This is a genomic window from Streptomyces sp. W1SF4 (assembly GCF_003950035.1).
In the GTDB taxonomy this organism is placed as follows: Bacteria; Actinomycetota; Actinomycetes; order Streptomycetales; family Streptomycetaceae; genus Streptomyces; species Streptomyces racemochromogenes.
In genome coordinates this window covers 2,839,560-2,862,478 of record NZ_CP034350.1, presented here as the reverse complement: position 1 = coordinate 2,862,478, position 22,919 = coordinate 2,839,560, and the positions used below count along the sequence as shown (strand labels likewise).

Sequence of the window (22,919 nt, the reverse complement as noted above, 5' to 3'; positions counted from 1 at the left end):
TACGCTCGACCCACGCACGGCCCGCATTCCGTCCACGGACCGTCCCCGGAGGTTCACGCTCCATGAAGCTCACCGTCGTCGGCTGTTCGGGGTCCTTCCCGGCCGCGGATTCGGCATGTTCGAGCTATCTCGTCGAGGCCGACGGCTTCCGGCTGCTCCTCGACATGGGCAACGGCTCCCTCGGCGCGCTCCAGCGCCACTGCGGTCTCTACGACCTCGACGCGATCTTCCTGAGCCACCTGCACGCCGACCACTGCATCGACATGTGCGCGTACTTCGTGGCCCGCTACTACCGGCACGAGGGCGGCCGCTGCGGCACCATCCCCGTCTACGGCCCCGAGGGCACCGAGCAGCGCCTGACCACGGCGTACGAGGACGTCCCGGACGAGCGCTCGATGAGCGAGGTCTTCGACTTCCGGACCCTGAAGCCGGCCGTCTTCGAGATCGGCCCGTTCACCGTCCGCACGGAGAAGGTCTGCCACCCCGTCGAGTCGTACGGCATCCGCGTCGAGCACGGCGGCCGCGTGCTGGCGTACTCGGGCGACACCGGGGTCTGCCCCGAGTTGGGGATGCTGGCCCAGGGCGCGGACCTGTTCCTGTGCGAGGCCTCCTTCACGCACGGCAAGGAGGACATCCCGGACCTCCACCTCAACGGCCGCGAGGCCGGCGAGTACGCCCGCGACGGCCGCGTGGGCCGGCTTGTGCTGACGCACATCCCGCCGTGGACGGACGCCGCGCGGAACCTGGCGGACGCCCGCGCGGTCTTCGACGGCCGCGTCGACCTGGCGCACGCGGGCGCCGTCTACGAGGTCTGAGGCCCGGCACCCCGCCGGCCCGCCGGCAACGACGGAGCCCCCGCCCTCCCTTCCGGGAGAGCGGGGGCTCCGTCGCGTAGTTGCCGCCTACGAAACTGCGGGGCCGCGGGGTCCGCGGGGCCCGGGCCTTACTTGGCCTCGGCCTTCGCCATCTCGGCGAGCTCCTCGTCGGACTCGCGGCCCGGCGTGGGGAGGTTGAACTTGGTGATCGCGAAGCGGAAGAGCACGTAGTAGATCACGCCGAACACCAGGCCGACCGGGATGATCATCCAGGGCTGCGTGGACTTGCTCCAGCCGAGGCCGAGGTCGATCAGGCCCGCGGAGAAGGTGAAGCCCGCGTGGGTGCCCAGCGCCCAGGTGACGGCCATCGAGACGGCGGTCAGGACGGCGTGGATCGCGTAGAGCAGCGGTGCGATGAACATGAACGAGAACTCGATCGGCTCGGTCACACCGGTGACGAACGAGGTCAGGGCGAGGGAGACCATCATGCCCGTGACGACCTTGCGGCGCTCGGGGCGGGCGCAGTGGGCGATGGCCAGGGCGGCGGCCGGCAGGCCGAACATCATGATGGGGAAGAAGCCGGTCATGAAGAGGCCGGCGTCGGGGTCACCGGCGAAGAAGCGGTTCAGGTCGCCGTGGACGACCTCGCCCGCGGCGTTGGTGAAGTCACCGATCTGGAACCAGGCGACGGTGTTGACGAACTGGTGCATGCCGATCGGGATCAGACCGCGGTTGATGAGGCCGAAGAGGCCCGCGCCGCCGGCGCCCAGGCTGGTCATCCACTCGCCGAAGTTGGAGATGACCTCGCCGACGGGCTCCCAGACCAGGCCGAAGAAGACGCCGGCGAGGACGCCGACGAAGGCCATGATGATCGGGACCAGGCGGCGGCCGTTGAAGAAGCCGAGCCAGTCCACCAGCTTGGTGCGGTGGAAGCGCTGCCACAGGACCGCGGCCAGCAGACCCATGATGATGCCGCCGAGGACGCCGGGGTTGTTGTACGTCGCGGCGACGTCCACACCCTTGTTCTCGGTGGTGTTGACGACGGCCTCGGTCACCGGGAACGCGGTGAGGACGTTCTTGTAGACCAGGAAGCCGACGAGTGCCGCCAGGGCGGTGGAGCCGTCCGCCTTCTTGGCGAAGCCGATGGCGACACCGATGCAGAAGAGCAGGGGGAGGTTGGCGAAGACGGCGTCACCGGCGGTGGCGAACACCGAGGCGACCTTGCCCCAGCCGAGGCCGTCCTTGCCGAACACGTCCGGCTGGCCGAGGCGCAGCAGGATGCCGGCGGCGGGCAGGACCGCGATCGGCAGCTGAAGGCTGCGGCCGACCTTCTGGAGGCCCTGCATCAGGCCGGAGCCCCGCTTCTTGGCGGGCGCGGCGGTAGCCGTACTCATCAACTTCCTCCATGGGGGCAAGGCGCCGCCCGGGCATCACTGAAGGGGGAGGCGACGTCTTCGAAAGGGGGTACGCGCGGCGCTGCTGCAGGCCCGCGTGGTCTACACCAATGCGTGGTGTAGACCAGTTGTAGCACGGTCGGGGTTAGATAAGGAACCTTCAATTACCCCCGGTCCGCGATCCGGCCCCGCCCGCCGCCCCGCCCCGCCCGCCCACGGACTTCCGGACATGCCGCAGGCCCCCGGATTCAGGGATCCGGAGGCCTGTCGAGCGGGTCGAAGGACCCGAAAACGGACGCCCGCCCGCCCGTATAACGGCTTGGCTACGCCTTGGTGTTCTCCGCCTCCATCGCCGCGATCTCCTCGTCCGACTCCCGCCCCGGCGTCGGGATGTTCCACCGCGTGATCGCGAAGCGGAACACCGCGTAGTAGACCACCGCGAAACCCAGCCCGATCGGGATGATCATCCACGGCTTCGTCGCCAGCCCCCAGTTGATGACGTAGTCGATCAGACCGGCCGAGAAGCTGAACCCGTCGTGCACCCCCAGCGCCCACGTCACCGCCATCGACACCCCCGTAAGCACCGCGTGCACCACGTACAGCGCCGGCGCCACGAACAGGAACGAGTACTCCAACGGCTCCGTGATCCCCGTGACGAACGAGGTCAGCCCGACCGACAGCATCAGCCCGCCCACCTCCTTGCGCCGCTGCGGCTTCGCGCAGTGCGTGATCGCCAGCGCCGCCGCCGGCAGGGCGAACATCATGATCGGGAAGAAGCCCGACAGGAACAGACCCGCGTTCGGGTCGCCCGCCAGGAACATGTTGATGTCACCGTGCACCGTCACCCCGTCCGGCTTCGTGTAACTGCCGAACTGGAACCACACCGGCACGTTCAGGAACTGGTGCAGACCGATCACCAGCAGCGCCCGGTTCGCCACCCCGAAGATGCCCGCACCCCAGGCGCCCAGCCCCACCAGCCAGTCCGAGAAGCTCTCCAGCGCGTCACCCACCGGCGGCCAGATCCACAGGCACAGCACCGCGAAACCGATCGCCACGAACGACATGATGATCGGCACCAGCCGCCGCCCGTTGAAGAAGCCCAGCCAGTCCACCAGCCTCACCCGGTGGTACCGCTGCCAGAACCACGCCGCCAGCAGCCCCATCACGATCCCGCCGAACACCCCCGGGTTCTGGTACGCGTACCCCGCGAACGTGTCGGTCGGCGTCAGACAGCCGCCCCCCACGTCCTTCGTCCCCGCCGGGCACGGCTTCGGGAACGCGTGCAGCACCCCCCGGTAGACCAGGAACCCCGCCACCGCCGCCAGCGCCGTCGACCCGTCCGCCTTCTTCGCCATGCCGATCGCGACACCCACGCAGAACAGCAGCGGCAGCCCCAGGTCCGCGTCCAGCAGCGCCCCGCCCGCCCCCGCCATCACCCTCGCGACGGCCGACCAGTCCAGACCCTCCACGCCGAACACGTCCGGCTGCCCCAGCCGGTTCAGGATGCCCGCCGCCGGCAGCACCGCGATCGGCAGCTGCAGACTCCGCCCCATCTTCTGCAACCCCTGGAACAGGCCGTTCCACCACTGCCTGCGCGGCACCTCCGCTGCGCTGCTCGCGCTCATCCGCTTCCTCCCTGACCCGGCCCGTTTTGGCGGTCGCAGTACGTGCGGCACACTGGTGTAGACCAGTTGCGGGCAGGCTGCTGCTGATCGTCATCCTTCGACAGGCGTCCGGCTCGCGCTCGCGCAGATAGGCCAACCGTGAGCAACGTGAGCTAACGTGACGAAGAGGACGCAGCGGGTAGCCGGCCGGCCGCGGCCGCCAGGACTCGTCCTTCGAAACACTCAGGGAGAAACACATGGCCACCAAGGCTGAGAAGATCGTCGCCGGGCTCGGCGGCATCGACAACATCGAAGAGGTCGAGGGCTGCATCACCCGCCTGCGCACCGAGGTCGCCGACCCCTCCCTCGTCGACGAAGCCGCCCTCAAGGCCGCCGGCGCCCACGGCGTCGTCAAGATGGGCACCGCCATCCAGGTCGTCATCGGCACCGACGCCGACCCGATCGCCGGCGAGATCGAAGACATGATGTGAGCTGAGCCCCCGGCTCGGCACACACCACCAGAGGCAGTACGCGGACCCCGTCCCGGCCACACCGGACGGGGTCCACGCGTACCCCCGCACCGACTAGGCTCACAGCCATGTCTCGCATCGACGGCCGCACGCCCGAACAGCTCCGCCCGGTCACCATCGAACGCGGATGGAGCAAGCACGCCGAGGGCTCCGTCCTCATCTCCTTCGGAGACACCAAGGTCTTCTGCACCGCCTCCTTCACCGAAGGCGTCCCGCGCTGGCGCAAGGGCAGCGGCGAAGGCTGGGTCACCTCCGAGTACTCGATGCTGCCCCGCTCCACCAACACCCGCGGCGACCGCGAATCCGTCCGCGGCAAGATCGGCGGCCGCACCCACGAGATCTCCCGCCTCATCGGCCGCTCGCTGCGCGCCGTCATCGACTACAAGGCCCTCGGCGAGAACACCATCGTCCTGGACTGCGACGTCCTCCAGGCCGACGGCGGCACCCGCACCGCCGCCATCACCGGCGCCTACGTCGCCCTCGCCGACGCCATCGCCTGGGGCCAGGGCAAGAAGCTCATCAAGGCCGGCCGCAAGCCGCTGACCGGCACCGTCGCCGCCGTCTCCGTCGGCATCGTCGACGGCGTCCCCCTCCTCGACCTCTGCTACGAGGAGGACGTCCGCGCCGAGACCGACATGAACGTCGTCTGCACCGGCGACGGCCGCTTCGTCGAGGTCCAGGGCACCGCCGAGGGCGAGCCCTTCGACCGCAAGGAACTCAACGCCCTCCTCGACCTCGCCGCCGGCGGCTGCGCCGACCTGGAGGCCCTCCAGCTCGGCGCCCTGAACCTCCAGGCCCTCTAGCCCCCGGGCAACCGCCCGAGGCGGACGAGCGTCTCACCAGGTACGGGCGCCCGGTCTCACGACCGTGCGCCCGTCCACGCATCCAGCCCGTCCCGGGGGGACCGATCCATGAAGCAGAGCAAGCCGAAACTCCGCATAGCCGCCGTCGCCCTGGCCGCGGCCCTCACCGTCCCGGCACTCACCGCCTGCGACGCCATCTCCACCGCCATGGACTGCGCCAACACCGCCGTCGCCATCGCGGACAGCGTGAACGACCTCCAGCAGGCCGTCTCCAACGCGGGCAACAGCATCCAGGACACCCAGAACGCGCTCGACCAGATCGACACCAACCTCAAGAAGATCAAGGACACGACGGGCAACGCCGACCTCGGCAAGGCCGTCGACTCCATGAGCACGGCCGTCAAGAACGTCCGCACCGCCGTCAACAACGGCGACACCACCCCCGACGTCAAGCCGATCGCCGACGCCGCCGCGGAGATCTCCAAGGTCTGCACCCCGGGATAATGGGGACCATGACCCGCCTGATCCTCGCGACCCGCAACGCGGGCAAAGTCACCGAGCTCCGCGCCATCCTGTCCGCCGCCGGCCTGCCGCACGAGCTGGTCGGCGCGGACGCGTACCCCGAGATCCCGGACGTCAAGGAAACCGGCGTCACCTTCGCCGAGAACGCCCTCCTCAAGGCCCACGCCCTCGCCCGCGCCACCGGCCACCCCGCCATCGCGGACGACTCCGGCCTCTGCGTGGACGTCCTCAACGGCGCCCCCGGCATCTTCTCCGCCCGCTGGGCCGGCGCCCACGGCGACGACCGCGCCAACCTGGACCTCCTGCTGGCCCAGCTGCGCGACATCTCCGACGAACACCGCGGCGCCCACTTCTTCTGCGCGGCCGCCCTCGCCCTGCCGGACGGCACCGAACGCGTCGTCGAGGGCCGCCTCCTGGGCACCCTGCGCCACACCCCGGTGGGCGGCGGCGGCTTCGGCTACGACCCGATCCTCCAGCCCCTGGGCGACACCCGCACCTGCGCGGAACTGACGGCGGACGAGAAGAACGCCATCTCCCACCGCGGCCAGGCCTTCCGCGGCCTGATCCCGGTGCTCCGGGAGCTGCTGGGCTGACGGCGGCAAACAAACGGCCTGCGAATCATTCCTTTGATTCGCAGGCCGCTCTCGTGCGGCGGAAGGGATTCGAACCCTCAAGCCCTTTCACAGGCCACAGATCCTAAGTCTGCTGCGTCGCCTCTGCGCCACCGCCGCTAGCCGCCTGCCATGATAGCGGCAGGCGGCTGCGCGGGTCAGGCAAGATCAACCGATCTTCGTGCGACTACCTCCCCTGCACCAGGTGCTGGTGATCGCATGGCAGTTGGGGCACAGCAGTCGCAGGTTCTCGCGACGGTCGTCGCTCCAGTCGCCGTTGATGTGGTCGACTTCCAAGGTCATCGGACGGCCATGCCACTGAGGGGGTGAGCCGCACCGGTCACACGTTTCCCGAACGCCCACCTCTCTGAGGGCGCGACGCAGGAGCTCGCTTCCGGTCCGGCGTCGCCCGTCATGGCGAACCAGGATCTCCTCGGCGGTCTTGGCCGGCGTCGTTCCCCTCTTCCCCCGCTGATGGGCCTGCCCCACGAAATGGGAGGTGTCGACCGCGTCGGCGGCGATCCACTCGCGCAGGCAGGCGCGTTGACGGCTGTTGTCGGGTCGCCCCAGGCGCCGGAGCGCCTCGGCCATGCCGGCGGATTGGGCGACTGCGACGGCGAGTTCTTCCTCCGAAGGCCGAGGGCGGCGCCCGGTCTACTCGAAGTGCGAGATGTCGATGCCGTAGTGGGCGAACCTCCGCTGGAGGTAGCGTTTGAGCTGTTCGTAGGGCGTCGTGCCGAGGTGGGCGACGACTTCGTCGAGATTGCGACACTGTGCGGCGGCCTCGGCCAGCACTTCACGGGTGTAGGCGCGCCTGGTGCTCACCGACGCCGCCCCTTGCCGCGACCTCGATAGGTGTCCGTCGTGGAGTGGCAGTTGGGACACAGCAGGCGGAGATTGCCGACGCGGTTGTCCCGCCAGTTGCCGTTGATGTGGTCGACTTCCAGTGGCAGCGGCTCGCCCAGCCAAAGCGTGCCGATTCCGCATTGGGTGCAGAGATCTTCGACGCCCAGCTCTCGGAGCGCGCGGCGGAGCATGGAGTTCGGGGTGCGCCGGGGATGTGGGCCGCGGTCCTCGCGCAGGATTTCGGCCGGTGCGCGCCGTCGGCGGTTGTCGCGCATCGCGTCGGTTCGCGACGGGCCGGTGAAGTGGGAAGTGTCGATGCCCAGTGCGCGGACGCGGCGGCTGATGTGGGTGTGGTTCCCGCCCACTGCATCCAGCCCCAGGAGCCGCAGTACCTCGTACATGTTCTTGGAGGCACCCACGGCCTCCTCCAGGAGCGCCCGGGTCCACCGGTGCCCCTCGCGCTCGAAGTGGGCGACGTCCACCCCGAGCCGGCTCATGCGCTCGCGTATGTACGTGCGCGAGCCGCTCTGGGGGTCCACCCCCAGTCTCTCCAGCGCCTCCGTCAGCGTGCGCGACGCGCTCGCCGCCTCCGCCAGTCGCTCCCGCGTGTACGGGCTCACTGCCATCGCCGTTCTCCGTTCCGGCCGAGTGCTCCGGCCTCGCACGGGCTAACCGATCAGCATCACGGGAGGTTACGTGCGATAAACGGAAAGTCCCGCACCACTTGTGGTGCGGGACTTCGCGGGGGAGGGGCCGGACGGGGTCAGATGCCCAGGTCCTTGATGATCTTCGCAACGTGGCCGGTGGCCTTGACGTTGTAGAAGGCGTGCTCGACCTTGCCCTCCTCGTCCACGACCACCGTGGAGCGGATGACCCCGGTGACCGTCTTGCCGTACAGCTTCTTCTCGCCGAACGCGCCGTACGCCGCCAGGGTCTCCTTCTCCGGGTCCCCGACCAGGGTGACCTTCAGGTGCTCCTGCTCGCGGAACTTCGCGAGCTTCTCCGGCTTGTCCGGGGAGACGCCGATGACGTCGTAGCCGGCCGTGGCCAGGACGTCCAGGTTGTCCGTGAAGTCGCAGGCCTGCTTGGTGCAGCCCGGCGTCAGGGCCGCCGGGTAGAAGTACACGATCACCTTGCGGCCCTTGTGGTCGGCCAGCGAGACCTCGTTGCCGTCCGCGTCGGGCAGGGTGAAGGCGGGGGCGATGTCGCCCGGCTGGAGTCGCTCGCTCATGTCAGTGCTCTCCTCGGGAGGGGATCCGTACGGCATGAGCCTAAGCTGACTTAGCTGACAGACTGTCCATGACGGATCAAGCCCACAGACGACGAAACGACGACGGAGGCAGCGCGGTGCCGGAAGCCAGGACCCCCGCACAGATCGAGGCGGACATCGTCCGCCGCCGCGAGCAGCTCGCCGAGACGCTCGACGAGATCGGCGTGCGCATGCACCCGCAGACGATCATCGGGGACGCGAAGGCCCGGGTCGCCTCGGCGGTGGACCACACCGTCGGCCGCGCCTTCGTCGCCGTGAACCGGCTCGTCACCGACGTCAAGGACGGCCTGCGCCACGAGGACGGCGCCCCGCGCCTCGAGCGGATCGTGCCGGTCGCGCTCTTCGCGGCCGGCGTGGTGGGGCTGCTCGTCGCCTCCTCGCGCCGCAAGCCGTGACCACCCTCCGGCTTACAGGGTGGTGGGCGGCAGGTAGGTTCGGTTCGTGAGCGAGAACACGACCCACGACAAGCTGCCCATCCGCATGCTCCACGACCGCGTGCTCGTGAAGTCCGACACGCCCGAGGGCGAGCGGCGCTCGGGCGGCGGCATCCTGATTCCGGCGACGGCCGCGGTGGGCAAGCGGCTCGCCTGGGCCGAGGTGGTCGCGGTCGGGCAGAACGTACGCAGCGTCGAGCCCGGGGACCGCGTGCTGTACGACCCGGAGGACCGCGCCGAGGTCGAGGTGCGCGGGGCGACGTACGTGCTGATGCGCGAGCGGGACCTGCACGCCGTGGCGGCGGAGCGGCTGGAGGGGTCGAAGGACTCCACCGGGCTGTACCTCTGAGAGACCCGTGAGACGACCGTCGAAGGGCCGGTGACCGGTGTCACCGGCCCTTTTGCGTGCCCTTTGCTACGGTGGAGCGGAACCCCCGACGAGACGCGCCGTACCGGGTAGCAGGACGCAAAGACGACGCACCCCGTTTCCGCTCTCGTCCCGGAGGTGCCTGTCATGGCCTGGGTTCTTCTTCTCGTCGCCGGTCTGCTCGAGGTCGGCTGGTCGATCGGCATGAAGTTCACGGAGGGCTTCACCCGGCTGTGGCCGTCCGTGTTCACCGGTGCCGGGATCGTCGCCAGCATGGTGCTGCTGTCGTACGCGGCCAAGACCCTGCCCATCGGCACGGCGTACGGCGTGTGGGTGGGCATCGGCGCGGCCGGGGCGGCCGTCCTCGGGATGGCGGTGCTGGGGGAGCCCGTCACCGCCGCCCGGATCTTCTTCATCTGTCTGCTGCTGGTCGCGGTGGTGGGGCTGAAGGCCACCTCCGGGCACTGAACGCGCCCCGGCCGCCGCCGGGCCTACTCCAGGAAGTGGGACGGCGGGCGGCGGCCCGGGCCCTGGGTGGTGCCGCCGTTGGTCTGGCCCCCGTTGGTCTGGCCGCCGGTCGTCTGGCCTCCGGTGGTCTGGCCGCCGTTCGTTTCGCCGCCCGTGGTCTGGCCCTCGTTGGTCTGGCCTCCGGTGGTCTGGCCCCCGTTCGTCTGGCCGCCGTTCGTTTCGCCGCCGGTGGTCTGGCCGCCATTCGTCTGGCCGCCGTTGTCCTGCCCGCCCTGGGTCTGGCCGCCGTTCGGCGGGCCCGGCGGGGTGGGCGGGCCCGGCGGGGTCGGCCGGTCGGGGCGCTGCCACGGCGGGCGGCTGCCGTCGGGCTGCTGCGGGGTGGTGGGCTGGACCGGCGGGGGCGGCGGGAGCTGGGCCGCGCCGGGCTGGAGCTCCAGGTCGAAGTCCTCCGGGTCCGTGGCCTCCAGGGCCGCCTTCGTGTAGGCCGCCCAGATCCGGGCCGGGTAGCCGCCGCCGCCGATGCGGGCCTCGCCGAGCGCCCCGTACAGGGACTGGAGGGTGCCGGTGTCCGGGTCCTGGCCCATCACCGATACGACCGTGACGAGGTCCGGGGTGTAGGCGGCGAACCAGGCGGCGCGGTCCAGCTCGGCGGTTCCGGTCTTGCCGGCGGCCGGGTGGCCTGCGGCCAGGGCCTCCGTACCGGTGCCGTTGTCGACGACGCTGACCAGCATGGAGGTGGTGGTGTCGGCGGCCTCGCGGGGGACGGCCTGGCGGGGGGTGCGGTCGGGGAGGTGGACGTCGTCGCCGTCCTTGGAGATCTTCTCCACGAAGGTGTACGGGGTGTACCGGCCGTGGTCGGCGAGGGTGGCGTAGGCCTGGGTCATGTCGACGACGCTGGCCTGCATGGTGCCGAGGGCCATGGCCGGGCCGACGACGAAGTTGGGGGTGTCCTCGGGGATGCCGAGGTCGATGGCGGTGCGCTTGACCTTCTCGGTGCCGACGTCGACGACCATCTGGGCGAAGACCGTGTTGACGGAGAGGTCGGTCGCGGTGGTGACGGTGATGTCCCCGTACGACTGCTGGCCCTCGTTCTCGGGGGCGTAGGGGATGCGGGTGCCGACGACGCGGCGCTTGTTGTCGCCGTTGTAGAGGGTGTTCGGGGTGATCCGGCGGCCGTCCTGGGTGCGGGAGTCGTTCTGGACGGCGGAGGCGAAGACGAACGGCTTGAAGGTGGAGGCGACCTGGTAGTCGTGCCGGGTCGCGTTGTTCACGTACTGCTTGGTGTAGTCGATGCCGCCGTAGAGGGCGACGATCTTGCCGGTGGCGGGGTCGATGGAGGCCCCGCCGGCCCGGACCACGCGGTCCGCGGGGCGTGCCTCGGGGTCGAGCTTGTCCACGAGCTGCTTCTGGACGGCGTCGACGAAGGCGTTCTGGCGGCGCTTGTCGATGGTGGTGGTGATCCGGTAGCCGCCCTCGGCGAGGGTCTTGTCGTCGAGGATCTTGTGTTCGGTGATGTAGTCCTTGACGGCTTCGACGAGGTATCCGCGCTGTCCGGAGAGGCCGGCGGCCGCGCGGACCTTGCCGGGCTCGGGGAACCGGACGGCGGCGCGCTCCTCGGGCGTCATCCACTTCTTCTTGACCATGCCGTCGAGGACGTAGTTCCAGCGGGCGACGGCGCGGTCGCGGCTCTGGGGGTGGGAGACGACGTCGAAGGCGCTGGGGGAGTTGAGGAGGGTGGCGAGGTAGGCGCCCTCGGCGGTGGTCAGCTTGTTGACGTCCTTGCCGTAGTAGGCCTGGGAGGCGGCCTGGATGCCGTAGGCGTTGCGGCCGAAGTAACTGGTGTTCAGGTACCCCTCCAGGATGTAGTCCTTCGACTTCTCGCGACCGAGTTTGATCGCGATGAAGAACTCCTTGACCTTCCGTTTGATCGTCTGTTCCTGGCCCAGGTAGTAGTTCTTGACGTACTGCTGGGTGATGGTCGAACCGGACTGGGTGCCCTTGCCGGTCGCCGTGTTCCAGGCGGCGCGGACCATCGCCTTCGGGTCCACCGCCCGTTCGGAGTAGAAGTCCCGGTCCTCGGCGGCGAGTGCGGCCTCCTGGACGCCCAGGGGGACCTGCGACAGGGGGACGTTGACGCGGTTGACCTCTCCGTCGCGGGCGAGCTGGGAGCCGTCGGCGTAGAGGTACACGTTGGACTGGGCGGTCGCGGCGGAGTTGGCCGGTGGGATGTCGACCAGCAGGTAGCCGGCGACGAGCGCGCCGCCGATCAGGAGGGCGGCCAGCAGCAGGGCGCCGAGGACCATGCGCCAGGTGGGCAGGAGGCGGCGCCAGCCGGTGCGTGGAGGGCGTCCGGGGCGGCCCTTCGGGGCGGGGCGCGGCCTCGGGGTGCCGGGCGGGGCGTGGGGCGGGGCGTTGGGCGGGGTGTCGGGGTCGCGAGGGGGCCAGCCGGGGGGTGGTGACTGGTCGCTCATCTCCAGGGCTCCTCGTGACCGTGGGAAATATCCACATTTTTACCTCATGGTGTCCAGATGGACTGGCGTAAAACGGTCGCGTGGCTCGCCCCTCCGCACTAAGCTCGCGCGCTTTGGCCGACGTGGGAACGACGGGGGAAACGGAGGGATGCGGTGCGCCTGTACATGTCCGTCGCGGCCGGCGGGTTCCGGCGGTACGCCACCTACGGGACGGCGACGGCCGCGGGGGTCTTCACCAACACCGTCTTCGGCTTCATCGTCGCCTACACGTACCTCGCCCTGTGGGACGAGCGCCCCCACCTCGGCGGCTACGACCAGGCCCAGGCCCTCACCTTCGTCTGGGTCAGCCAGTCCCTGCTGGCCGCCGGCTCGCTCATCGGCGGCGGCTTCCAGGAGGAGCTCCAGGAACGCATCCGGACGGGTGACATCGCCGTCGACCTGTACCGCCCGGCCGACCTCCAGGCGTGGTGGCTCGCGGCCGACCTCGGCCGGGCCGGCTTCCAGCTGCTGGGGCGCGGGGTCCTGCCCCTGGTGGCCGGGGCGTGCGCCTTCACCCTGGCGCTGCCGTCCGACCCGCTGCGCTGGCTGCTGTTCCTGGTGTCGGTCTGCCTCGGACTGGTCGTCGGGTTCGCGGTGCGGTACCTGCTCGGGCTCGCGGCGTTCTGGCTGCTGGAGGGGTCCGGGGTCAACATGATGGCCACCGTCGTGACCATCTTCTGCTCCGGGATGCTGCTGCCGCTGACCGTCTTCCCGGGCGGCTTCGGCGAGCTGGTGCGGCTGCTGCCGTGGGCCGCGATGCTCCAGGTCCCGCTGGACGTGCTGCTCGGCACCCACACCGGGGCCGGGGGAGCCGTACGGGCGCTCGGGTTCCAGGCCGCGTGGGCGCTGGCCCTCCTGGGCGCGGGGCGGCTGGTCCAGTCGGCGGCGACGCGGAAGGTGGTGGTGCAGGGTGGCTGAGGCCGCGGCTGCGGCTGGGACCGCGGCGGTGACCCGGGAGGCGGGGGCTGGTGAGGCGGGGCCGGGTGAGGCGGGGCCCCGGGGACGGCTGTGGGAGGGGCTGCGCGGGTACGGGCTGATCGCCGGGATGTGGATCCGCTCGACGATGACGTACCGGATGTCGTTCCTGCTGGCCACCGTCGGGAACGCGGCGATCACCGTCCTCGACTTCGTCGCCATCGCCGTCATGTTCTCCCACGTGGACGCCCTGGGCGGCTTCACCCTGCCCGAGATCGCCCTGCTGTACGGGGCCTGCTCGGCCTCCCTGGGCCTGGCGGACCTGCTCCTCGGCAACACCGAACGGGTGGGCACCCGGATCCGCGACGGCTCCCTCGACACCATGCTCGTACGCCCCGTCCCGCTGCTCGCCCAGGTCGCCGCGGACCGCTTCGCGCTGCGCCGACTGGGGCGGATCGTGCAGGGGCTGGGGGTGCTCGGCTGGGCCGTGTCGGTGCTGGACGTGCACTGGACCCCGGCGAAGGTGCTGCTGGTGCCCGTCATGGTGGTGGCCGGGGCGGGGATCTTCGGCGGGGTGCTGGTGGCCGGAGCGGCCTTCCAGTTCGTCGCCGGGGACGCGGCGGAGGTGCAGAACTCCTTCACGTACGGGGGCTGCACCATGCTCCAGTACCCGCCGACGGTGTTCGCGAAGGAGCTGCTGCGCGGGGCGACGTTCGTGGTCCCGCTGGCCTTCGTCAACTGGCTGCCCGCGCTGTACGTGCTGGGCCGGCCCGATCCGCTGGGGCTGCCGGGGTGGGTGGCGTTCCTGAGCCCGCTGGTGGCCTTCGCGGTGTTCCTGCCCGCGTCGCTGGCGTGGCGCGCGGGTGTGCGTTCGTACCGGAGTACGGGGAGTTGATCATGCCGAGCGTGCCCGACGAGCTGATTTCCTTGGACCGGGTCGAGAAGGTCTTCGACGTCCGGCGCCGGGTGGGGCTGATGCGCCGGGAGAAACGGCAGGTCAGGGCCGTGGACGGGATCAGCTTCACGATCGCTCGCGGGGAGGTGGTCGGTTACATCGGGCCCAACGGGGCCGGGAAGTCCACCACCATCAAGATGCTGACCGGCATCCTCACCCCGAGCAGCGGCCGGCTGCGCGTCGCCGGCATCGACCCGGCACGGGAGCGGATGCGGCTCGCGCACCGGATCGGGGTGGTGTTCGGGCAGCGCACGACGCTGTGGTGGGACCTGCCGCTGAAGGACTCGTACGGGCTGATGCGCCGGATGTACCGGATCCCGGCGGCGCGTTACGCGGAGAACCTGGAGAGGTGCGTCGAACGCCTGGACCTGGCCGGGCTGCTCGACGTACCGGTGCGGCAGCTGTCGCTGGGGCAGCGGATGCGCGGGGACATCGCGGCGGCGCTGCTGCACGACCCGGAGGTGCTGTACCTGGACGAGCCGACGATCGGGCTGGACGTCGTCAGCAAGGCGAACGTACGCGGCTTCCTGCGGCAGTTGAACGAGGAGCGCGGGACCACGGTGCTGCTCACCACCCACGACCTCCAGGACATCGAGCAGCTGTGCGAGCGGGTGATGGTGATCGACCACGGCCGGCTCGTGTACGACGGGGCGCTCGGCGGACTGCACGCCCTGGGGGAGGGCAGCGAGCGGACGCTGGTGGTCGACCTGGAACGGGAGCTCCCGCCGCTGGAGGTGGCGGGAGCCCGGGTGGTGAGGGTGGAGGGGCCGCGGCAGTGGCTGGCGTTCCCGGCGGGGGAGTCGGCGGCACCGCTGGTGGCGGCGGTGGCGGCCAGGTACCCGCTGCTGGACCTGTCGGTACGGGATCCGGACATCGAGGACGTGATCGCGCGCATGTACGCGGGGCGGGGGTGAGGGGCCGGGGATCGAGGTAGGGGGAAATCAGGGTTCGCCCCGGGGTGGGGCGCCGGGCGTCTGCATAGGGTGGGCCACATGAGTGACGAGCGGCCGGAGAAGCCGTTGCCGGAGAAGACCTCGCTGGAGAAGCCCTCGCCGGGGAAGACCTCGCCGGGGAAGACCTCGTTGGAGAAGCCCGCCACGGGGCAGCCCTCCCCGGAGAGCGCGGCGGCGGCCGAGCCGCCCGCGCTGAGGGCGTCGGACGCCGACCGCGAGCGCGTCGTGGACCGGCTGCGGGACGCCGTCGCCGAGGGCCGGCTCGACATGGAGGAGTTCGAGGAACGGCTGGAGGCGGCCTACACGTCCCGTACGTACGCGGAACTCGAACCGCTGACCCGCGACCTGCCGGCGGCCGGCTCCTCCCCGTCCCCCGCACCCGTCTCCGCTCCGGGCCCCTCCTCGGCATGGCCGGACCGGATCGGCGGTACGGGGACCTCCGCCACGGCCGTCGCCGTCATGTCGGGCTTCCAGCGCAAGGGCCGCTGGACCGTGCCCGCCCGGTTCAACGCCGTGGCGATCTGGGGCGGCGGTGAGCTCGACCTGCGGGAGGCGGACTTCGCGGAGCGCGAGGTCGTCATCACCTGCGTCGCCGTCATGGGCGGCATCGAGATCACCGTCCCGCCGGGCGTCGAGGTCGACGTACGCGGCATCGGCATCATGGGCGCCTTCGACCAGGGCAAGTCCCTGGACAACCGGCCGGAACCCGGCGCCCCGCGCGTCGTCGTGAACGGCCTGGCCCTCTGGGGCGGGGTCGCGGTCAAGGTCAAGCAGCCGAAGGGGCAGAAGGGGCTCGATGGAGGTGCGCCCCGCAAGGAGCTCTAGGGTTTGCCGGCGGCGCGCCGGGAACTCCCCGGACCTCCCGGGAGTCGGATGCTATGCAGACAAAACCGGCCATCGGGGGAAGGGCAGGAGCGGCACGTGAACAGCAGCACGGGTGAGCGTACGAGGGGCGGCCCTCCGGCCCCGCCAAGGGGAGGGTTCGTCTTCAACGCGGCGGACGAGGAGCGCCGGCACGGCGTCCGCCGGATGAAGGCGACCGCCACGGGGCTGCTGCTCCTGGTCGCGGTCGTCTACGTACTGGCCAAGTGCGCGCAGAACGCCTGGGGCGCCGGCGCCTGGGCCGGATACGTGGCCGCCGCGGCCGAGGCGGGCATGGTGGGCGCGCTCGCGGACTGGTTCGCGGTGACCGCCCTCTTCCGGCGGCCGCTGGGCCTGCCCATCCCGCACACCGCGATCATCCCCACCAAGAAGGACCAGCTGGGGATCTCCCTCGGAGAGTTCGTCGGCGAGAACTTCCTGTCGGCGGACGTCGTACGCGCACGGCTGCACTCCCTCGCCATCGGCGGCCGGCTCGGCGCCTGGCTGGCCGAGCCCGCACACGCCGACCGCGTCACGGCGGAGCTGGCCACCGCGCTGCGCGGAGCCCTGACCGTGCTGCGGGACTCCGACGTACAGGCCGTGGTGGGCGAGGCCATCACGCGGCGGGCCGAGGCGGCGGAGATCGCCCCGGGCATCGGCAAGACCCTGGAGCGGGTCGTCGCCGACGGCGGCCACCACCGCGCCGTCGACCTCGTGTGCGCCAAGGTCCACGACTGGCTGGTCACCCACGGGGACTCGGTCATGGACGCCGTCCAGGGCGGAGCCCCCGGCTGGACCCCGCGCTTCGTCGACCGCAAGATCGGCGACCGGGTGTACAAGGAGCTGCTGCGCTTCGTCACGGAGATGCGCGACATGCCGGGCCACCCGGCGCGCGGGGCGGTGGACCGCTTCCTGCGCGACTTCGCGGTGGACCTCCAGTCGGACACGGAGACGCGGGCGCGGGTGGAGCGGCTGAAGTCCGAGGTCCTCGCGCGGGACGAGATCCAGGACGTGATCGCGTCGGCGTGGTCCGCGATCCGCACGATGATCATCTCGGCGGCGGAGGACGAGCAGAGCGAGCTGCGGCTGCGGGTCCGGTCCTCGCTGATGTCCCTGGGCGCCCGGCTCGCCACGGACGGGCGCCTGCAGGAGAAGGTGGAGAGCTGGATCGAGGGCGCGGTGGTGTACGTGGTCACCACCTACCGCAGGGAGATCACGTCGCTGATCACGGACACGGTGGCGGCCTGGGACGCCGAACACACCTCCCGCAAGATCGAGGCCCACATCGGCCGCGACCTCCAGTTCATCCGCATCAACGGCACGGTGGTGGGCGCCCTGGCGGGGCTGCTGATCTACACGGTGTCGCGGGTGTTGGGGGGGTAGGGGGTGGTGCGGGCCTCGGGGTGCGGCACGCCGTCGCGCGGCGCGGGCCCGCCGGTTCAGCCTTGGCTCCGGTCCGCAGGGTTGCTGTACGTCGCCTCCGGCGGGGGCCCGCCATCTCCCCCTCGATGTACCGAGCCCGGGCGGTGGTCGCCCACCCGCCTCCCCGTCTGCGGGTCGGTGCGTACGTCGGCTCGTGGCGGCCGGTTTCAACGCTGCGGCCGGGCGGGGTGGGGGCGGCGCTGACCCCAGCCGTGCCGGCGCGCGCGGTGTGCGCGGTCGTGTGGTGCGGGGAGCGTCATACCCTGGGGCGGTCTCAGGGAGGGGTGGGGGGTTTCCCGTCAGTCCCATCGTCCTTCCGGTTCGGGCCGGCCTGTCAAGGGCGCTCCCTCCGGTCGCGTCACTTCGTGATCGCCTTCGGCGACCCTTGACAGGCCGGCCCGAACCGGAAAGCCGAAAGACTGCCGGGAAACCCCCCAAAAAACGGCACGGTCCAAGAGACAGGCACCGGTCTCAGCGATGAGGCGAGGGGCCGCGTGCCTTCCCCAGCCGGGCATCCGGGCCCTCAGCAGCCGCCAACCCGATCCGGGGGCGCGGCTACCCGCACGAGAGGTCCATCAGAGCAGCCGACGGAGTCCCCCAGCGCGCCAGATCGCTCCGCGCTCCTCACATCTCGGCGGCCGGCGACCGTCTGGCGCCGCTACCCACCCCAGAAGATGCATAGAGCCCCCTGCGGAACGCCCTGGCGCATTCGATCGCTACGCGCTGCCCACGTCGCAGCGTCCTCAGCCGGTCTGGGGCTCGTACCCGCACTTGAGGACGAACGGGGCGCCGCGAGAAGCCGACGGGCACCGGGTCGGCATATCCACCCTCGCCGGCGCCTGCGGCGCGAAGCCCCAGGGGGCCGGGCACCCGGGGCCTTTCAGCCTCGGTCTTAGCCAGCGGGCACGGGCACCGTTGGGCGTCTTTCAGCCTCGGTGGAGCCTCCCAGGGCCCCGGGCGCACCCGGGGGGCTTTCAGGCTCAGGCGGGCTCGGGCGCAGCTCGGGGGATTCGGCCGTGGGTCGAGTTCCCGCGCCGGGCGCAGCTCGGGGCCTTCCAGCCTCGGCGGCGTTTGAGGCGCGGGTCCGGGCGGAGCCCGGGGAACGGTGGAAGGGCGGGTAGGGGACAGCTCCGCGCAGCGGCCCCCCTCGACAACCCCGGCCAGGGGAGCGGCCCCGACCCGAGGGGCGGGCCACCAGCCCCCGGAACCCGCGCCGGGGACGGGGCGCCGGCCCGAGGAGCGCCCCCCGGCCAGAGCAAGGTCCCCGGCCCGGTGGACAGCGCACCCCCAGGGGACACGGCACCCCCGGGGGACACGGCTCCCCCGGCGGGTACTGGCCAGCCCCCCGGAGGGACCGGTCAGGCGGAGCGGTCCGCCACGGCCCACGCGGTCGCGGCGACGACACCGGCCGCACCGACGACCGCCGGCCATGCCCCGACCTTCTTCGCCAGCGGATGCGCCCCCGCGAAGCCGGCGAGGTACAGCGCCCCCAGCCCGGCCGCGGCCGGCACCCCGCCGCGCTTGTGCCACTCGCGCCCGGCAACGAGCCCGGCGGCGCCGAGCACGACACCGCCCAGCGGCCGCTTCTTGGTCCAGCGGGCCACGGCGTAACCGCCGACCAGCCCAGCCGCCGCCACCGCGGAACTCGGTACCCGAGCCATCTCGAACTCCCTCACACGTCGTGTCTTCCATGAACTGAACGGAACTGATCTGCCATGCCATGGCCGGCCCGGCCCGGCCCCGCCCCGCACACGGCCGCCCGGCACCGCACCCACCCGTCAAACCTAACGCGGCCCCCTCGAGGCCCGCCGTACCCCCACCGCCCCGAGCACCAGCACCGCCCCGCCCACCACCGCGTCCGGCAGCGCCTCCCGTACCGCGCGCGGCAACAGCGCGACGACCCCGAGGACGAGGAGGAAGGCGAGCGCGCACCGCCCCGCCGCCCGCAGCAGTCTGTCCGTGTTCACGGGTTGCTCAACGCCCCATCCCCGTCCGCGACACGGACGACGCGGAGGCGATTTGTCGCACACACGCCGCTTCTGCGCATCACCGGACGCGGGAACCCCGTGCGCGTAAATTCGGTCTTCCAGCAGGAATCAGCCCAATCACCCCAGGAGTCGACACAGTGATCTCCTACGGACGCACCGTCCTGGACCTCGCGGACGAACTGGTCGACACCTACGCCGAGGTCTTCTCCGCCGCGCCCTGGAACGAATGCGAAGAAACCATTCGCCAGTTCTCGACCCGCCTCCAGACGGACGTCCGGCGCCCGGGGTTCCGTATGGCCTTCGCGCAGTCCGAGGCCGGCGTCGACGGGTTCGCCACCGGCTGGCTGACGCAGGCCCCCTTCCCGCAGCACCGCGCGTACCCGCAGGTCGCGGCCCAGCTCGGAGCCGAACGGGTACGAGAGCTGCTCGTCGGGGCGCTGGAGATCGACGAGCTCGCCGTACGGGCCCACGCGCGCGGCCACGGCACCGGCCGGGCCCTGCTCGCGGAGATCACCGCGGACGCCCCGCAGCGCCGGGCCTGGCTGCTGACCTCGCGGTTCGCCACCGACACGGTGGCCACGTACCGCCGCCTGGGCTGGCACGAGGTGCCCGCGCTCCCCGGCACCCAGACGGGCGTCGTCGTCTTCCTGTCCCCGAACCACCCGGGGCGTCCCCGCTAGGCCGTGTCTTCCGGATCCGGCCTGACCCGCGCCGCCCGGCACCGCACCTCGCCGCGTTGGCGGTGCACCCGAGCACGTCCAGCACAAGGGCGCCCCGCCAACGCGCCGATGCACAGCACCGGACAACGCGCGCTTGACCGGGAAGATCCGAAAGACACGGCCTAGCCGGGTGCGCAGCGGGCATACCCGCGGCATGATCACGCCCGGAACCGCCAAAGTGGCCCGCCGCCAGCTCGGCCTCGCCACCCGCCACCAGCTCACCGCCACCGCCGGCGTCCCCGGTGGCACCGTCACCTCCCGCACCCGCCCCGGCGGGCCCTGGCAACGCCTGCTGCCCCGCGTCTACCTCCTCCAGACGGGCCCGCCCGACCACCGCCAACGGGCCCTGGCCGCCGTCCTGTACGCCGCCGAACCGGCCGCCGACCCGCTCTCCGGCGAGACCGCCGCCCTCACCGGCGCCGCCGCCCTCTCCCTCCTCGGCATCCGCGACACCCCACCCGCCCCGGCCGACGTCCTGATCCGCGCTCCGCGCCGGCTCGCCGGCACCCCGCAGGTCCGGCCCCTGACCACCTCCCGCTGGCCCCGCACCATCACCGTCGCGGGCGTCCCCAGCGCCCGCCCGGTCCGCGCCGCCGCCGACTTCGCCGCCCGCCCGGGACCCGAGGCGCACCCCGACCGGATCCGCTCGGTCCTGGCCCAGGTCGTGCAGGCGGGCTGGTGCCACCCGCACGACCTCCACGCCGAACTCCGCAGCGCCCGCCTCCTGGCCCGCCCGGCGATCCGCGCCGCCGCCGGGGAACTCCTGGCCGGGATCCGCTCGCCGGCCGAGGCCCGGGCCCGCGACGCCCTCACCGGCACCGACCTCCCGGCCCCGCTGTGGAACGCCCGCCTCTACACGCCGGACGGCACCTTCCTGGCCAGCCCGGACGCCTACTGGCCCGACGAGGGCGTGGCCCTGGAGGTCGACTCGGCGGAGTACCACTACACCCGGGACGCCTGGCAGGCCACCCTCCGCCGCCGCCTCCGCCTGGAGGCCCACGGCATCCTGGTGGCCAGCGCGACCCCGTCGATGATCCGCGACACCCCGAAGGAGGTCATCGAAGCCCTCCGCACCCTCCTCACCCTGGCCACCACCCGCCCCACCCCACCCAGGGCCACAGCCCGCGGCCACGAGCAGTTGGGCCTACCGTTCGACCTCTAGCAAATCGGGAGTCCCGTGGGCTCGAGGAGCAAAAGGAGAGTTTTCTAGTGGGTTACATCGCGCTGGATCACCTTGCCTGTAGCCTCCTCGACGAGTTGAATGACGATCTCCAGGCGCTCATCCAGGAACATCGTGTAGTTGTCACGCAGAAGTCCGCTGGTTTCGTGACTTGCGATGGCGTGTGAGGCCAGAACGTCCGCCAACCTCTGTTCGCCATAGGTGGCTTTCATCTTCTCGATGTACGTACTTGGCGCATGGTTTGCGATGATGCGGTTCGTCTCTCCGTCAATGAGGGAGCGGTTAAGCATCAGCTCGGAGCTTTCTCCGGCCGGCTGCCTTGCCAGATATGATTTCGGAAAGATGTGGTGAGACTCGGCCTCCGGGGATCGGGTTGCTGTCATGCTCTGCCCCGTGTGGAAGTCCGCCGCCCTGTTCTTGACGAGTAGACAAATGAGGCCTGAATAAAGGGCCTTGCGGCGGACTGTTGCCGTGCGCAAGGTCGCCGCGTTGATGGGCAACTCGCTCACGGCCTCGGGGGCCTCTTCCTCGGCGGCGGTGATCCACTTGGAGAGGCGGGAGTAGTCAGCCCCCATCTGGCTGTTGGCGCCCTGGTCGTAGTTCGTTGTGAAGACGCTCGCCCAGAAGAACTGCTGCAGTCGACGCAGGGCCTGAGAGCGATCCAGGGGCTTGAGGTCCTTCTGCTGTTCCCAAACTGCTGCCATGGGGGTGAGGAGCATTCCGTACGGGAGCCACTTCTGCGAAGTGACACCGCAGTCTGACTGGATCATGTCGATGACGCCCGCAAAGCCTGCGGTAACACTCTTCCAGTGCGTATTGATGTCGTCGCCGGTCAGCTTCTTGAGTACGTCCGAACGTTGTGCGCTTCCTCGGGCTCGCAGGCAGATCGCCTGAAGTACGTTGTAAGGGTCGATTCGAAACTCCTTGAGAGACCTGTGGTTGGCCTCGGCTTCGTCCCAGAGATCTCGGAGATTGACCCCCTGTCGGAAGAAGCGCGCGGTGAGGAGTTCGAAGGGGCCGAGCGGCTTTCCCGTCCGGTTCAGTGTCTCGAAGATGGTGCAGACGGCATCCATTGAGGTCGAACTCGGAAGAGTGAGGACAGGGAGGCCGTACGTCTTGAGCGGGCTGATGTACTTGTCGCGCATTTCTCGGTACAGGCTCTTTGCCTCCCTTGCGGTGAGGGGTGTCTGCGGATCGGCTTCCAGGGCGTCTGCGTAGTCATCCAACCACTGGTCGAACTGGTGCACTTCGGCTATGGGGAGGTGAGAAGGGAGCAGGGCCTGGCTTCTGCGTCCGGCTTTGGGTGCGACCGGCATGGAGAAGATCGCCTTTTCGAAGTCGACGTCTGCCACCTCCCGTACCTTTCGCGAAGGGATATCAACAAACTCGTCAACTTTTATGAAGTATCGCTCATCGCCAGAGCCGGTCAATGCCTGATAGAGGGACGTCAGACGTTGTTGACCGTCGAGGACGAGCACGGAAGGCAGGTTGAGAGAGGTTGTTGGGGCGCCGTCAAAACTTCTGCTGGCGAAACTCTGTTCCTTGTCCTGTTCCCAGAAAAGGAGTGTCCCCACGGGGTAGCGGGACATGATGGATCCCAGGAGTTCGGCAGTACGAGTGGGGTCCCATACGAAGTCCCGCTGGAAGTCGGGTAGAGCGATCTCGCTGCTCTGGATCCGGGTCACCAGGTTCAGGACTTGCAGCGGGTGGGTCTGAAAGATCGGGTCCGACTCGTATGCGCTGGTCATGGAA

At 70.6% G+C, this 22,919-nt stretch carries 22 protein-coding genes, 1 tRNA gene, 2 pseudogenes and 1 riboswitch; of the genes and pseudogenes, 15 read left to right on the top strand and 10 right to left on the bottom strand.

All coding sequences use genetic code 11. The annotated features are described in order from the left end of the window. Positions 1-62: 62 nt before the first annotated feature. Entirely contained in the window at positions 63-815 is a 753-nt protein-coding gene (locus tag D1J60_RS13300; RefSeq protein WP_125821246.1) for an MBL fold metallo-hydrolase, read from the top strand. Positions 816-943: 128 nt separating this feature from the next. Here D1J60_RS13300 and D1J60_RS13295 read toward each other — a convergent pair whose 3' ends face one another. Next, a complete protein-coding gene (locus tag D1J60_RS13295) occupies positions 944-2,209 on the bottom strand; it encodes a PTS transporter subunit EIIC (RefSeq protein WP_125821245.1) in 1,266 nt (421 codons plus the stop codon). 323 nt (positions 2,210-2,532) lie between these two features. Next, positions 2,533-3,834 carry a PTS transporter subunit EIIC gene (locus tag D1J60_RS13290; RefSeq protein ID WP_125821244.1) on the bottom strand — a complete coding sequence of 434 codons (1,302 nt, stop codon included), beginning with the start codon at positions 3,832-3,834 and terminating at the stop codon, positions 2,533-2,535. Between the two features lie 218 nt (positions 3,835-4,052). On the opposite strand from D1J60_RS13290, the pseudogene D1J60_RS13285 reads away from it, so the two are divergent. The 4 genes and pseudogenes from D1J60_RS13285 to rdgB form a co-directional block, all read left to right on the top strand. Beyond that, positions 4,053-4,304: pseudogene (locus D1J60_RS13285) on the top strand (PTS glucose/sucrose transporter subunit IIB); the annotation flags it as partial. Between the two features lie 107 nt (positions 4,305-4,411). Continuing rightward, positions 4,412-5,146 carry a ribonuclease PH gene (gene rph / locus D1J60_RS13280; RefSeq protein ID WP_125821243.1) on the top strand — a complete coding sequence of 245 codons (735 nt, stop codon included), beginning with the start codon at positions 4,412-4,414 and terminating at the stop codon, positions 5,144-5,146. A gap of 108 nt (positions 5,147-5,254) precedes the next feature. Beyond that, on the top strand, positions 5,255-5,650 hold the full coding sequence (locus D1J60_RS13275; protein WP_125596129.1) for a hypothetical protein: 396 nt from the start codon (positions 5,255-5,257) through the stop codon (positions 5,648-5,650). An 8-nt stretch (positions 5,651-5,658) separates the two neighbouring features. Further along, positions 5,659-6,261, top strand: coding sequence for an RdgB/HAM1 family non-canonical purine NTP pyrophosphatase (rdgB, locus tag D1J60_RS13270; RefSeq protein ID WP_125821242.1), 603 nt, complete (start codon positions 5,659-5,661; stop codon positions 6,259-6,261). A gap of 54 nt (positions 6,262-6,315) precedes the next feature. On the opposite strand, the gene D1J60_RS13265 is transcribed toward rdgB, so the two are convergent. The 4 genes and pseudogenes from D1J60_RS13265 to bcp form a co-directional block, all read right to left on the bottom strand. After that, a tRNA-Leu gene (locus D1J60_RS13265) sits at positions 6,316-6,399 on the bottom strand. Positions 6,400-6,447: 48 nt separating this feature from the next. After that, a pseudogene (locus tag D1J60_RS13260) lies at positions 6,448-7,104 on the bottom strand (HNH endonuclease). Then, positions 7,101-7,751 (bottom strand): HNH endonuclease signature motif containing protein, encoded by a 651-nt coding sequence (locus D1J60_RS13255; protein ID WP_125821241.1) that lies wholly within the window; start codon positions 7,749-7,751, stop codon positions 7,101-7,103. Before D1J60_RS13255 ends, D1J60_RS13260 begins: the two are co-directional and overlap by 4 nt. Positions 7,752-7,888: 137 nt before the next feature. Beyond that, a complete protein-coding gene (bcp, locus tag D1J60_RS13250; protein ID WP_007264334.1) occupies positions 7,889-8,356 on the bottom strand; it encodes a thioredoxin-dependent thiol peroxidase in 468 nt (155 codons plus the stop codon). 116 nt (positions 8,357-8,472) lie between these two features. Between bcp and D1J60_RS13245 the strand changes: the two genes are divergently transcribed. The 3 genes from D1J60_RS13245 to D1J60_RS13235 all read left to right on the top strand — a co-directional run bounded on the left by D1J60_RS13245 (position 8,473) and on the right by D1J60_RS13235 (position 9,664). Beyond that, entirely contained in the window at positions 8,473-8,790 is a 318-nt protein-coding gene (locus D1J60_RS13245) for a DUF3618 domain-containing protein (RefSeq protein WP_125596141.1), read from the top strand. A gap of 46 nt (positions 8,791-8,836) precedes the next feature. After that, the gene (locus tag D1J60_RS13240) at positions 8,837-9,178 is read left to right on the top strand and encodes a co-chaperone GroES (RefSeq protein WP_079427293.1); all 342 of its coding nucleotides are present in this window, start codon (positions 8,837-8,839) and stop codon (positions 9,176-9,178) included. A 60-nt stretch (positions 9,179-9,238) separates the two neighbouring features. Then, positions 9,239-9,311: riboswitch (guanidine-III (ykkC-III) riboswitch) on the top strand. A gap of 32 nt (positions 9,312-9,343) precedes the next feature. Continuing rightward, on the top strand, positions 9,344-9,664 hold the full coding sequence (locus D1J60_RS13235) for a multidrug efflux SMR transporter (RefSeq protein WP_030158619.1): 321 nt from the start codon (positions 9,344-9,346) through the stop codon (positions 9,662-9,664). Positions 9,665-9,687: 23 nt separating this feature from the next. Here the strand turns inward: D1J60_RS13235 and D1J60_RS13230 are convergent, their stop codons facing one another. Then, a complete protein-coding gene (locus tag D1J60_RS13230) occupies positions 9,688-12,135 on the bottom strand; it encodes a transglycosylase domain-containing protein (RefSeq protein WP_241253247.1) in 2,448 nt (815 codons plus the stop codon). A 165-nt stretch (positions 12,136-12,300) separates the two neighbouring features. On the opposite strand from D1J60_RS13230, the gene D1J60_RS13225 reads away from it, so the two are divergent. The 5 genes from D1J60_RS13225 to D1J60_RS13205 all read left to right on the top strand — a co-directional run bounded on the left by D1J60_RS13225 (position 12,301) and on the right by D1J60_RS13205 (position 17,241). Next, positions 12,301-13,092 (top strand): ABC-2 family transporter protein, encoded by a 792-nt coding sequence (locus D1J60_RS13225; RefSeq protein ID WP_125824003.1) that lies wholly within the window; start codon positions 12,301-12,303, stop codon positions 13,090-13,092. 28 nt (positions 13,093-13,120) lie between these two features. Then, entirely contained in the window at positions 13,121-13,984 is an 864-nt protein-coding gene (locus tag D1J60_RS13220) for an ABC transporter permease (RefSeq protein ID WP_241253553.1), read from the top strand. Between the two features lie 2 nt (positions 13,985-13,986). Next, positions 13,987-14,958, top strand: a complete 972-nt coding sequence (locus tag D1J60_RS13215) for an ATP-binding cassette domain-containing protein (RefSeq protein ID WP_125821239.1) — start codon at positions 13,987-13,989, stop codon at positions 14,956-14,958. Between the two features lie 78 nt (positions 14,959-15,036). Further along, complete coding sequence (locus tag D1J60_RS13210; RefSeq protein WP_125821238.1) at positions 15,037-15,822, top strand: DUF1707 domain-containing protein; 786 nt, start codon at positions 15,037-15,039, stop codon at positions 15,820-15,822. 204 nt (positions 15,823-16,026) lie between these two features. Beyond that, on the top strand, positions 16,027-17,241 hold the full coding sequence (locus D1J60_RS13205) for a DUF445 domain-containing protein (protein ID WP_125824002.1): 1,215 nt from the start codon (positions 16,027-16,029) through the stop codon (positions 17,239-17,241). Between the two features lie 1,397 nt (positions 17,242-18,638). Here the strand turns inward: D1J60_RS13205 and D1J60_RS13200 are convergent. Together D1J60_RS13200 and D1J60_RS37240 are read right to left on the bottom strand one after the other, a co-directional pair. Continuing rightward, positions 18,639-18,941 (bottom strand): hypothetical protein, encoded by a 303-nt coding sequence (locus D1J60_RS13200; RefSeq protein WP_042800947.1) that lies wholly within the window; start codon positions 18,939-18,941, stop codon positions 18,639-18,641. Positions 18,942-19,064: 123 nt separating this feature from the next. Beyond that, positions 19,065-19,247, bottom strand: coding sequence for a hypothetical protein (locus tag D1J60_RS37240; RefSeq protein ID WP_164720782.1), 183 nt, complete (start codon positions 19,245-19,247; stop codon positions 19,065-19,067). Between the two features lie 158 nt (positions 19,248-19,405). On the opposite strand from D1J60_RS37240, the gene D1J60_RS13195 reads away from it, so the two are divergent. Both D1J60_RS13195 and D1J60_RS13190 read left to right on the top strand, forming a co-directional pair. Beyond that, on the top strand, positions 19,406-19,948 hold the full coding sequence (locus D1J60_RS13195) for a GNAT family N-acetyltransferase (RefSeq protein ID WP_241253246.1): 543 nt from the start codon (positions 19,406-19,408) through the stop codon (positions 19,946-19,948). A 193-nt stretch (positions 19,949-20,141) separates the two neighbouring features. Then, a complete protein-coding gene (locus tag D1J60_RS13190; RefSeq protein ID WP_125821237.1) occupies positions 20,142-21,149 on the top strand; it encodes a hypothetical protein in 1,008 nt (335 codons plus the stop codon). Positions 21,150-21,193: 44 nt separating this feature from the next. Here the strand turns inward: D1J60_RS13190 and D1J60_RS13185 are convergent, their stop codons facing one another. After that, positions 21,194-22,915, bottom strand: a complete 1,722-nt coding sequence (locus tag D1J60_RS13185) for a DUF262 domain-containing protein (protein WP_125821236.1) — start codon at positions 22,913-22,915, stop codon at positions 21,194-21,196. Positions 22,916-22,919 lie beyond the last annotated feature (4 nt).